Raw genomic sequence first — 11,538 nt, 5'->3', positions numbered from 1 at the left:
TAATGGTAAGAGGGGGGAGATAGAATGAAGAAATACCTATTATTTATTGTTGCAGTAGGAGTTTTGTTGTTAGCAGCATGTAGTAGTGATGGGAAACAAAGTAGTAACACTCCAAAAGATGAAGGTGACAAAAAAGAGACTGAATTAACATTTACGATTTGGGGAAATGAACAACATGCTGCAATGTACGAAACATTATTAGAAGGTTTTTATGAGGAAAATCCGCACATTAAAGTGAAAATCGAGAGCATTCCTTTCCCAGATTATCAACAAAAGATGTCAGTCTTGGCAGCTGGAAACGAATTGCCGGATGTGGGTTGGGTTTCAGAACAAATGGTTCCACAATTTATGGATAATAACATTTTAGCTGACATCTCAGACTTTGAAAATGATGCAGATTTTAATATGGATGACTTTATTCCTTCCACACTAGAGTTATGGAAGAAGGATGGAAAACTATATGGTTTACCGTTTTCTACTCCACCAATGATCATCTACTTCAACAAAACAATGTTTGAAAAAGCTGGTCTTGAGACTCCACTAGAATTAGCGAAGAAAGATGAATGGACATGGGAAAAATTCGAGGAAACAGCCAAAGCCATTTCAAGTGGAGAAGGAGCAGATCGTGATTATGGTGCAAGGTTTTATGTGGATTGGGCGAACTTCTCAGCCATTCCATCACATACCTTTTCATATGGTGGCTCCATGTTCTCTGATGATATGAAGAAATTCATGTGGAATTCCGAACAAGGGATTGAAACGTTTAAATTGCTAGATCGCATGCTATTTGAAGATAAATCACATGTGCCACCAGGAGAGAATATTAACTTCGAGGGTGGAAAGGTTGCAATGTTTACGGGTATGTATAGCTACATGGCAAATGTACGACCTATCACAGATTTTGAATGGGATATTGCCCCAATGCCTTCAGGACCGAATGGCAGTAAGCCATTACTAGGTCAAGCTGGAATTGTTACATTCCAAGGAAGTAAACATCCAGAGGAAGCAAAAGCACTGTTGAAATATATTGAGAGCCAAGAAGGTATTCAAGCTCAGTCAACATTCTTCGTACCTCCTAGAAAAAGTGTACTAGAATCAGATGAATTTATTAACGTTCCTAATAATCCACCGAAGGAGTCCATTCAAATCGCAATGATTGACACAATGAATAATGGGTACTTCTATCCATTACACAAGGATTGGACCAAGATTGAAAGTGAGATTACGAAAGGATTCGATATGTTGTACTCTCAAATGGAGGAACCAGAAGAAATACTTAAACAAATGGAGAGCAATATTCAACCAATATTAGATCAACAGTAGATAATTTGAAGAAAAGGAGCGGTTGATTATTCCGTTCCTTTTCGTCTTAAAAGGAGGTACAAAATGGTACATTCTCTTAAAGAATTACTAGATAGGCATACTATGCCAATTATTGTTAGTCTTCCCGAAAATCGTTTGGATCTAGCGCGTGCAGCTATACGCGGAGGGGCAGATGCTCTGAAATTTCATATAAATGTTGCACATCGTGCGAGTGGAAATACGTTTCAAGATATTGAACACTATGTAGATATTTTTCAAGAAATCAGAGAGGAATTCTCTGGACCAATGGGGATTGTGTTAGGGGATCAAATAGAACAAGTTGTGCAGGCAGACACGAAGCACCTAAGGGAACTCGGATTTGGCTACTACTCGTTATATCCAACTCATATCGCCTCGACAACGTTGCTCCAAACCGACTTGGAACAGACGGTTGCGATCACTGATGATTTCACTACGGAAATGGTTAAAGCTCTTAGTTCATTTCCGATCGATGCAATTGAGCTTTCGATTATTAAAAAAGAAGAGTATGGTCAAGCGTTGAATGGCAAAGATTTAGTCACCTATAAAATGATGAGGGATTGCACGAAACTTCCTCTAATTGTCCCTTCGCAGAAAAGACTTGTTCCAGAGGATTTGAAGCTACTTAAAGAAATAGGGATTAATGCTGTCATGCTAGGTGTTGTCACAACTGGTCAAACACCAACATCGATTTACGAATCTATTTCCCACTTTACCAATAAGCGGGGGTGTAAAGGTGAGATCTTATGATGAAAGTAGAAGCGAGAGAGAAACAAATCCATCCTCCATTCAACACAAGGCGAAAGGGGCTAAATGCTAAATGGCGTGATAATCTAGCGGGCTGGTTCTTTATATCGCCAATGTTTATTGGATTTTTTGTATTTATGTTTGGACCACTACTATATGCCTTCTTTATGAGCTTAAATGACTGGCCATTATTGGGGGAGAACACATTTATCGGGTTAGAAAATTACAAGAATGTATTTAACGACCCAACTTTTATTACATCCTTTAAAAATACTGCCTTATTTAGTTTAGGGTTAGTTCCGCTCAACATCATGTTAGCACTATTACTAGCCTCATTATTAAAAAATAAGTTCGTGGGTATTGGTTTTTTTCGTACTGCTATTTTTGTTCCCGTCGTCACATCAATGGTTGTTTGGGCAATTGTCTGGAAGTATTTACTTGCGCCAGAATTAGGTTTTATTAACCAGTTTTTGGACTTATTTGGAATACAAGGGCCATCCTGGCTTTTAGATACAAGTACGGCTTTACCTTCTGTTATCTTTATTAGTGTTATTAAAAATGTTGGTTTAAACATGATCTTATTCTTAGTCGCGATGCAGCAAGTGCCGGGTGAATTATATGAAGCAGCCGAGCTAGACGGTGCATCACCACTTAAGAAGTTTAGTCGTATCACACTGCCACTCATCACTCCAACTATCTTTCTAACAATGATTATTACGACAATAGGCGCGATGAAGGTTTTCGGACAAATATATGTGATGACCCGTGGTGGCCCTGTGGATAGCACAAAAGTGATTGTTTATTACATTTGGGAAACAGCCTTTAAACAATATGAAATGGGGTATTCCTCTGCCATTGCATTTGTTCTATTCTTTATTCTTTTAGCATTTACCATTTTATCTTGGGTCGTTAGAAAGAGGTGGGTTTTCTTTGAGGAGTAAAACAAATCTAATCTTCAAATATATCATTCTCTCGATTATTTCATTATTCATGATTGGTCCTTTGCTGTGGATGATTTCTACATCTTTAAAGGAACCAACAAGGATTTTTACGCAGTTCTTCCCCAATCCAGTCAAATGGGAAAACTATACTGACGTACTAAGCAATGCTATCTTCTTGAAGCAATATTGGAACAGTATCTATATTGGTGTAATTGTGACATTGCTTGTCATAGTATTTGCTTCAATGGCTGGCTATGCATTTGCAAGAATTAAATTTCCAGGTAGAAATGTCATTTTTATCTTGTTTTTAAGTGTCATGATGATACCGCCAGAAGTGACGATTATTCCTTTGTTTTTATTTATGCGAGATCTCGAATTAATTAATACCCATATACCATTGATTTTACTTCCTGTATTTGGTGCTCCAGGTGCTTTTGGAATCTTTTTAATGAGACAATTTTTCATCGTCATTCCAAAGGAACTAGAGGAAGCTGCCATCATGGATGGGTGCTCAAGAATTCGAATTTTTTGGAGAGTCATGCTGCCACTTTCGATTCCAGCTCTATCAACGTTGACAATTTTCACTTTCTTAACAAACTGGGATGAATTTTTATATCCCCTTATCTTTACAAGTTCACGAGAGCTAATGACCTTGCCTGTGGGACTGTCTTTATTTACTGACGAAACAGGAACAGCATGGCATCACTTAATGAGTGCGACCACGCTTGCTACAATCCCATTACTACTAATCTTCTTCTTCGCACAGCAAAAATTTATTGAAGGTATGACAGCGGGGAGTATTAAGTAGTAACGTAACACCATTAGAAGCGAGAAATTCATAATCCACGACAGAGCGTCCAATATAAGTCAAGGAGGATATACAATGGTGAATCAAGATACAGGAGTTACCAAAGAGTATTTGTTAGACATAGAGGACCCTACTAGTTATCGAGTGATGAATCAGAACGGAGTTAGACAATGTGTACTGCCAAGTCCTTCCGTCCATAATGCGAGTTGGGATGCCTTATTGACTTCAGAAGGTGAACTCTATCTGAGTCTTTGTTCAGAGCTTACGACGAGTGAATATGCGAAACTTGCAAGATATGATTATCAAAACAATAAGGTAGAAGAACTCTTTTATACAAAGGAACTTATCTTTTCCAACGACCGATTTATCCGTGACAGCAAGATTCATACGAGTCTCGCAGAACTAGAAGACGGACGCTTAATTATGCTGACGCACACTACGGATAAGTCACCTAACCATCCTGCATGGATGCCTCATGCCTATTATAATCATCCTTGGGAAGGCTATCCCGGAAGTTCGTTGATAGTCTACGATCCTATGACGAATAAAGCAGAGAATTACGGAATTCCAGTCCACCGAGAGACACTATATGGTGGTACATATGATGCCGTGAAGAATGCGTACTATGCATTAGGGTTCTTGAAAGGGCATCTCTATCGAATCGATCTAGATGACAGACAAGTCACAGACTACGGGCAGGTTGTAGAAAAAGCAAGCTATCGCTTGATTGTGGGTAGCGATCGAAATATCTATTTTACGTCACGTAACGGAGTGTTAATGCGAGTTAATGTTGAAACACAAGAAGTAGAAAACCTCCGACATACATTACCAAATAGTAGTGAGAAATATCAACGAAATCGCTCCTACATGACGTATGGGGTAAACGGACCAGATGGCAGATTATATATGTCAGGGATGTTCCATGATGAAATCTCTGCTTATGATCCTAAAACAAATCAGTTTGAAGTGATAGGTCGTTACAAGAAACCGGACTTTTACATGAAGAGTATTGAAAACCAAGATTATATTGGGGCCATGGACTTTGATGAAAAAGGCGTTCTTTACTACGTTGTTTGTGCTTTGAGACAGAATCATGGAGAAGATTTTAAACTTGGCAATTCGTTAATGCGTTGGGATATTCTGAATGGAAAAGATCCCGAATTCTTAGGTATTGTAGGCACTGAGAGTCGTGTCACTACCTCTACTTGTAGCCTATTTATTGATAAAGAGAAGCAGATTCTTTATGTGATTTCAACAAATCATGGAAATGATGCACCTGATGTGGTTGCTGTAGATTTATCGGTATATAGGGAAAAAGCTCATGAACTTGGACCGGTTACACAAGATCCTTTTGTAGATCCTAAGAATCAGCTTTATAAAGAACATGGCCAAAGCATTCAAACGACAAGAAGGATATGGGAAAACAATCCATCTACCTTTGCTGCCAAATCAGTGATTCCTGTTGCATTGTGGAATGATTTTTCGAATGAGGAGATTTTTAATTCTGGAGTCAAAAAAGTGGTGTGGAATAACGGGAATTTGGAAGTCTATACTGGCGAACAATCATTCTATCATTACACGATAGATGTACGAGGAGAAGTGTTACAAAGAAAGCAAATCGTTTCAGTAGAAGTTGATTCCTCTACCAATCTGGAAGTGGAATTGCCATATTATCCAGGTCGTCAGTATCAGGCGGTTATAGATAAAATGATCACAATTGATGGAAATCGACATCTTATTGCATCGAAAGACGGCATGCTAGCAATATGGGATGGAAGAAATGTATATGCTCTAGGGCCTGCTTGTTCGAATGGCCCTGTCCGTGATTTGACCGTTACGAAAGATGGGAAGAAAGTATATGGAGTTGCTGGAGACATTGATGATTTCTCTATCCTCTTTGAATATAGCGATGAAAAGGGATTGAGATGGTTAGGAACCGTTGCAACGGATGACTATCAATATGGCTGCTTCAATAGCCCCTATCTCACAAGTATTGCCTTAAACGAGTCAGATACCATCTTGGCTATTGGTTCCGGTGGGAGAATGGGTTCGGTGTATCTTTACAGTTTATAGGAATGGTAGTTTTTCAGCATTTGTGCCTCTTTATAAAGATTTTTTCTAGAAAAGGGTGAAGACGATGACAGGGAAACAATTATACTACTATCGTAAAACGGAAAAACTTGATAATCCTAAAAAAATCGAAAAGGATGTCATAATCTATGGAGCCACGATGGGTGGGATTATGGCTGCGATTCAACTAAGAAGATACGGATTATCTATCGCAATCACTGAATTTGGATCTCATATAGGAGGAATGACAACTTCTGGTTTGTCGGCAACTGACCTAGGTTCAGAATACGCAGTAGGTGGGTTGGCGATGGAGTTTTACAAAGAAGTCAGCTCGTACTATGGGAAACCGAAAGAATTCAAATTCGAGCCGAAAGTGGCAAGAAGTATCGTTCAAAATTGGATAACTGAATATGAACTCGACATATACAAAGAGCAACATTTAGAGAGTGTCATTACGGAAAACGGTGCCATTACAGAAATGATCATGGAGAATGGCAATTCGTTTAAAGGGAAGGTATTTATTGATTCTTCCTACGAAGGAGATCTAATGGCAAAGGCAGGAGTTTCCTATGCAGTCGGAAGAGAAGCGAATTCAAAATATCAAGAAATTTATAATGGAATTCAATTCAAAGAACAACACCATAAATTTGAGACGTGGATCGATCCATATAAGATAGAAGGTGATCCAGAAAGTGGATTACTATATGGAATTGATGACATTCCTCTCGCTGAACTCGGATACAATGGAAAAGAAGACAATACCATCCAAGCGTACAACTTTCGAATCTGCTTGACCAAGGATAAAGAAAACAAGGTAGAATTTCCAAAACCCGACAACTATGATCCAGAGAAGTATCAATTGCTGCTTCGGTATATTCTAGCTGGTCATTGGGATGCAATGAAATTAAATACCCCTTTGCCAAATAACAAATGGGATTTAAATAATTTCGGTGCTTTTTCGACCGATCATATTGGTAAGAATTATGAATGGCCAGACGGGGATTACGAAACAAGAGAAAAAATCTTTCAAGACCATGTGGAATATAATATGGGATTGCTTTATTTTTTAACCAATGATAAAAGAGTTCCAGCTGCTATAAGGGAAGAAGTTTCTCAATTTGGTTTACCAAAGGATGAATTTGAAGAAACAGGACATTGGCCGCCGCAATTATATATCAGAGAAGCGAGACGCATGATTTCGGATTATGTCATGATTGACCGAAATTGTTTGAACCAAAGAGTTGCGGAGGATTCTATTGGTCTCGCTTCCTATCATATGGACTCGCATAATTGTCGAAGATTTGTCATAGATGGTCGTGTGGTGAATGAGGGGGATGTTGAAATAGCCGTTTCTCCTTTTCCGATTTCGTACCGTTCCATTCGTCCGAAGGCAGAAGAGTGTTCCAATTTATTAGTGCCAGTTGCTGTTTCTAGTTCCCACATCGCGTTTGGAAGTATCCGAATGGAGCCAATTTTTATGATAATCGGGCAGTCTGCTGCCGTAGCCGCAATGATCGCCATTCGGAATAATAGTTCCGTCCAGGATGTTGACTACAAAACGTTATTAGAAGAATTGGAGAAGGTAGGACAGATCGTAAAGTGGGATGAATCCATTAAGGATGATCCGATTGCTCGAATGGAGGCAACGTTTGGTCAGTAAAATAAGTTATTTAGTCAGAGAAAAGATGATTACGGTATGTTACCGGAGTCATCTTTTTTTTGGTTCCAATTGTTGAATGGGTTGTACCCGGGTTACCTGTTACAACATAACAAATCAATTCCCCGTCACAAACCTAACGCATCATAAGTAGTACTTTTATACGATTTATCGCTAAAACGCAAAAATTTATGTAACATTTCGTGAAGTATCTGATATACTATAATTAACAATTAACAAAACGTTAATTAAAAACAAAGCTAATTGAGGTGAGCAAAGGATGAGTGAGGAAATGTTACGGTATGATGCGGGTCAATATCGGACTCCTGACGGCTATACGAGTGATATTGCTGTTTTTACGATACTTTCAACGGAAGTAGCTCCCTATAAGCCGCCAGAGAAAACGTTAAAAATTATGTTGATTAAACGAGCGGAAAAGACAAAAGAGGGTGAGCCTAATATAGAAAGAGGGAAGTGGGCGTTGCCTGGTGGGTTTTGTAAGCCTGAGGAAACGGCTTATGATGCTGCTGTTCGTGAATTAAAAGAAGAAACGGGTATTGATGGATTGAAGGTTAAACACTTTGGTGTATACGACAAATTTGGTCGAGACGAGCGGGGCTGGATTATTTCAAATGCGCATTATGCGATTGTTCCAGAAAATCAGCTAGTGAAAAGAAGAGCAGCAGATGATGCAGCCGAGGTAGAATTATTCACGATGGATGAAGTGTTTAAGCTGGACCTAGCCTTTGATCACAAGCAAATTATTGATGATGCGCTATGGTTCATTAAGAAGGATATGTCGTTAACAACGCTTGCGAAAAACTTTTTACCAAAGGAATTTGTTCTATCAGAACTGCAAGGGGTATTGTTAACGGTGATGGATGAGCCGTGGTTAAAACTGGATTCTCAATTCTTTAGAAAAGCCCCAACGCTTCCATTTATCGAAAAAGTTGTGAAGAATGGAGAGCCTCAAAAAACAAATCGATGGTCGAAAAATAAAGCACAACTCTATCGATTTACTGATTTTGAACCATATGTATCCATCTATAATTCTAAGTATTAATTTTTTTCTTCATTATAATTAACAATTTGTTAATTAATAATCAATAAGGGGAGAGGGAATATGAAAATCTTAAAAGACTGGACATTGTTTGAAAAGCTTTGGCTTGTGACGTTTACGCTTGTGAATGTATATTTGTTTTTTGTTTGGGATGATACGATTCTCGGTTTAATTACCTCGATTTCAGGAATGCTTTGTGTGGTGTTAGTGGCAAAAGGGAAGATTAGTAATTACTATTTTGGTATTATTCAAACCGGAACATATGCGTACATCGCGTACGGATATGGCTTATATGGCGAGGTTATGTTAAATGCCTTGTTTTATTTTCCACTACAGTTTGTGGGACTTTACCTATGGAGTAAACATAAGACAAAGCAAACGGTACAAGGGGAAGAGATTCAAGTCAGTGTGTTAACGAAAAAAGGCTGGGTCTTGACGTTATCTTCATTCCTAGTGATCTTTGTACTCTACGCATACCTGCTTGGAAGTATAGGTGGCAGTGTAGTCTGGATCGATTCGGCAACGACAACATTATCGGTGATTGCCCAGATTTTAATGCTTAAGCGATTCACCGAACAGTGGCTATTTTGGATTGCGGTGAATGTACTATCCATTGCACTTTGGGTAAAAGCGTTACTGTTACAAGGTGGAAACGATGTATCCATGCTTGTCATGTGGTCGGCGTTTTTGATTAATAGTGCGTACGGATATTACAACTGGTCAAAAGTTTATAAACAACAGAAAGGGGCGAGGGTTTCATGAAAAAGGTTGGATTTTACGGTGGGAAGTTTTTACCTTTGCATCAAGGACATGTGTTTGCCATCATCAAAGCGTCCACAATGGTTGATGAATTGTATGTTGTGTTGTCTCATAGTGAAAAAAGGGACCGGGAGTTGTGTGAGGGAAGCAAATTACCTTATATTCCAAGTCGTATCCGGTTGCGCTGGCTTTCACAGCTCACGAAGGATATGAAGCACGTCAAGGTCATCGAAGTGGAGGATCATGACGGAGATGAGGATTATGATTGGAGTGAAGGGGCGTTACAAATAAAGGCCGCAATCGGAAAGAAGATTGATGTTGTGTTTAGCTCTGAAGTAGAATACGACCCGATTTTTCAAGAACTATATCCTGAGGCAACCCACATCTTACTTGATGAAAAAAGGGAACAGGTACCGATCTCGGCTACTGACATTCGAACGAAAGGTGTGTTTCATTACTGGGAGTACATTCCCGAAGTGGCTAAACCATACTTCGTGAAAAAGGTTGTGATTTTGGGTACAGAAAGCTGTGGGAAATCAACGCTAACTCGAAATCTAGCACTCATCTATAACACGACCTATGTAAGCGAATATGGCAGGGAGTTCTGTGAAGAATTAGGAGGCTGTGATGGAATTATGCTAGACGAGGATTACCCTCTCATCGCATATGGTCATAAAGTAAAGGAATATGAAGCTAGTAAACGGGCGAATAAAATCGTCTTTATCGACACGGAAGCTGCTGTTACACAATTTTATTCGGAGCTGTACAATCAGAAAACGCAGCGGGTACTAGATGAAGTCGCCAAAATCCAACAATACGACCTTTGCCTCTTTTTGGAGCCTGATGTGAAATGGGTCGATGATGGATTACGGGTACATGGGGAACAACAGGTGCGTGAAGAAAACAATCAGCGGTTAAAAGAAATCTTGAATCAAAGCGGGATTGAGTTCGTTCATATAAAGGGGACCTATCAAGAACGACTTGAAAAGGCGATTGAGTTGATACGGGATAGGTTTGAAATCTAGAAGATCCTGACCCTCAGTAATGTATATGTGCTGGGGGTTAGGGATCTATTTTTTAACTAAGCACATTCAAAATGGGAAATAGCTCAGCATGTGACCGAGCTATTTATATGCTCTCTTTACCAGTAGTATGGATAACCGAACCCATACCAAGGATAGCCATAGCCATAATATGGGCCTAACAAGGCACTACCTAATAATCCACCTGCAAGTCCTCCTAAAAATGGGCCAAAGCCCCATCCCCATGGTCTGCCGAAGCCAAACCCATATCCCCACGGTCTACCGAATCCCCAAGGGCGACCAAAACCAAATCCCCAAGGTCTTCTAAAAATTCTTTCATCACTTCTAAATGCTTGAACAGGCTGATATCCATTGTACATTGTACATTCCTCCTCATGAGTAATCTCGAAACTCATCAAACAAACAACCGACAATATTAAAATTGCCTATCCATGTTTGTTGCCTATCATGAGCTTTCAACCTAGTGTATGTGTCCATGTGGGAGGAAGTATAGATGATAGCCTAGTTGAACTGGTTTTTACCTAGGAAGTTTTGGGGATTTTTCAAGACTTACTCTCCAAGATTAATAAGGATAAAAAACACGAGTACGACAAGCAATACTGTCACATTCACAATCCACCATTTAAGTTTTACTTTTGAAAGTAGTCGATCAACGATAAAAAAGGAAATGGCAGAAACAAGACTTAGAACGAGAAACACGGAACCGAACAAACAATGAAATAAAAAGGAAGTAATCTCTCGAGCTGTTGTTGCTGAAAACATCTTCTTACTAACCCAATCACTAATGATCGATCCGATAACTCCATATGAAACGACAATGATGAAATTTAAATAATACAAATTAGCAAATCCATTTAGGTTAGATTCACCTGGAATCATAAAAATGAGTACAACTAGTAAACTACTTATGATGGCCGTTAATATTTTTCTTCTAATTATTTGTGACATAGGCTTCTCCCTTATGTAAAGTAACTGTACCAAATGTTGGCAGTCTTATAGATTTTACTATAATTATTGTTCAGCATAAATACCTATGTGAAAAACTTTATAAATATAATAAGTTGTCCTCAGCTGGAGTACCTACAACGTTAGCAAGGGTGTAATATAGGCGC

Annotated in this window: 11 protein-coding genes; 9 read left to right on the top strand and 2 right to left on the bottom strand. The window is 39.0% G+C overall.

Translation table 11 applies throughout. From position 1 onward, the window contains the following. Window positions 1-24 precede the first annotated feature (24 nt). The 9 genes from ACWNMY_RS00140 (at window position 25) to nadR (ending at window position 10,408) form a co-directional block, all read left to right on the top strand. Window positions 25-1,323 (top strand): ABC transporter substrate-binding protein, encoded by a 1,299-nt coding sequence (locus ACWNMY_RS00140; protein ID WP_449536264.1) that lies wholly within the window; start codon window positions 25-27, stop codon window positions 1,321-1,323. 63 nt (window positions 1,324-1,386) lie between these two features. Next, window positions 1,387-2,091: a hypothetical protein gene (locus ACWNMY_RS00135; RefSeq protein ID WP_449536263.1), complete on the top strand. Its 705-nt coding sequence runs from the start codon at window positions 1,387-1,389 to the stop codon at window positions 2,089-2,091. Then, window positions 2,088-3,029 (top strand): carbohydrate ABC transporter permease, encoded by a 942-nt coding sequence (locus ACWNMY_RS00130; RefSeq protein ID WP_449536262.1) that lies wholly within the window; start codon window positions 2,088-2,090, stop codon window positions 3,027-3,029. Before ACWNMY_RS00135 ends, ACWNMY_RS00130 begins: the two co-directional genes overlap by 4 nt. Continuing rightward, window positions 3,019-3,837: a carbohydrate ABC transporter permease gene (locus ACWNMY_RS00125; RefSeq protein ID WP_449536261.1), complete on the top strand. Its 819-nt coding sequence runs from the start codon at window positions 3,019-3,021 to the stop codon at window positions 3,835-3,837. The genes ACWNMY_RS00130 and ACWNMY_RS00125 overlap by 11 nt, the downstream gene beginning before the upstream one ends. A gap of 75 nt (window positions 3,838-3,912) precedes the next feature. After that, window positions 3,913-5,910, top strand: a complete 1,998-nt coding sequence (locus ACWNMY_RS00120) for a hypothetical protein (RefSeq protein ID WP_449536260.1) — start codon at window positions 3,913-3,915, stop codon at window positions 5,908-5,910. Between the two features lie 64 nt (window positions 5,911-5,974). Continuing rightward, entirely contained in the window at window positions 5,975-7,567 is a 1,593-nt protein-coding gene (locus ACWNMY_RS00115) for an FAD-dependent oxidoreductase (RefSeq protein ID WP_449536259.1), read from the top strand. A gap of 277 nt (window positions 7,568-7,844) precedes the next feature. Beyond that, complete coding sequence (locus ACWNMY_RS00110) at window positions 7,845-8,627, top strand: NUDIX domain-containing protein (RefSeq protein ID WP_449536258.1); 783 nt, start codon at window positions 7,845-7,847, stop codon at window positions 8,625-8,627. A gap of 60 nt (window positions 8,628-8,687) precedes the next feature. Further along, window positions 8,688-9,386 (top strand): nicotinamide riboside transporter PnuC, encoded by a 699-nt coding sequence (gene pnuC / locus ACWNMY_RS00105; protein ID WP_449536257.1) that lies wholly within the window; start codon window positions 8,688-8,690, stop codon window positions 9,384-9,386. Further along, window positions 9,383-10,408 carry a multifunctional transcriptional regulator/nicotinamide-nucleotide adenylyltransferase/ribosylnicotinamide kinase NadR gene (nadR, locus tag ACWNMY_RS00100; RefSeq protein ID WP_449536256.1) on the top strand — a complete coding sequence of 342 codons (1,026 nt, stop codon included), beginning with the start codon at window positions 9,383-9,385 and terminating at the stop codon, window positions 10,406-10,408. The genes pnuC and nadR overlap by 4 nt, the downstream gene beginning before the upstream one ends. A gap of 116 nt (window positions 10,409-10,524) precedes the next feature. Here the strand turns inward: nadR and ACWNMY_RS00095 are convergent, their stop codons facing one another. Then, window positions 10,525-10,785, bottom strand: a complete 261-nt coding sequence (locus tag ACWNMY_RS00095; RefSeq protein WP_449536255.1) for a hypothetical protein — start codon at window positions 10,783-10,785, stop codon at window positions 10,525-10,527. Window positions 10,786-10,975: 190 nt separating this feature from the next. Beyond that, window positions 10,976-11,374: a hypothetical protein gene (locus ACWNMY_RS00090; RefSeq protein WP_449536254.1), complete on the bottom strand. Its 399-nt coding sequence runs from the start codon at window positions 11,372-11,374 to the stop codon at window positions 10,976-10,978. Between the last annotated feature and the right edge of the window lie 164 nt (window positions 11,375-11,538).

It is taken from the genome of Ferdinandcohnia sp. Marseille-Q9671 (assembly GCF_976954385.1).
This window is presented reverse-complemented; position numbering and strand designations above follow the sequence as displayed.

What these genes read in the sequence shown, in the direction of transcription:
- ACWNMY_RS00140 (WP_449536264.1), top strand. Translation starts at nt 25, where the DNA reads ATGAAGAAATACCTATTATTTATTGTTGCAGTAGGAGTTTTGTTGTTA.
- ACWNMY_RS00135 (WP_449536263.1), top strand. Translation starts at nt 1,387, where the DNA reads ATGGTACATTCTCTTAAAGAATTACTAGATAGGCATACTATGCCAATT.
- ACWNMY_RS00130 (WP_449536262.1), top strand. Translation starts at nt 2,088, where the DNA reads ATGATGAAAGTAGAAGCGAGAGAGAAACAAATCCATCCTCCATTCAAC.
- ACWNMY_RS00120 (WP_449536260.1), top strand. Translation starts at nt 3,913, where the DNA reads ATGGTGAATCAAGATACAGGAGTTACCAAAGAGTATTTGTTAGACATA.
- ACWNMY_RS00115 (WP_449536259.1), top strand. Translation starts at nt 5,975, where the DNA reads ATGACAGGGAAACAATTATACTACTATCGTAAAACGGAAAAACTTGAT.
- ACWNMY_RS00110 (WP_449536258.1), top strand. Translation starts at nt 7,845, where the DNA reads ATGAGTGAGGAAATGTTACGGTATGATGCGGGTCAATATCGGACTCCT.
- pnuC (WP_449536257.1), top strand. Translation starts at nt 8,688, where the DNA reads ATGAAAATCTTAAAAGACTGGACATTGTTTGAAAAGCTTTGGCTTGTG.
- nadR (WP_449536256.1), top strand. Translation starts at nt 9,383, where the DNA reads ATGAAAAAGGTTGGATTTTACGGTGGGAAGTTTTTACCTTTGCATCAA.
- ACWNMY_RS00095 (WP_449536255.1), bottom strand. Translation starts at nt 10,785, where the DNA reads ATGTACAATGGATATCAGCCTGTTCAAGCATTTAGAAGTGATGAAAGA.
- ACWNMY_RS00090 (WP_449536254.1), bottom strand. Translation starts at nt 11,374, where the DNA reads ATGTCACAAATAATTAGAAGAAAAATATTAACGGCCATCATAAGTAGT.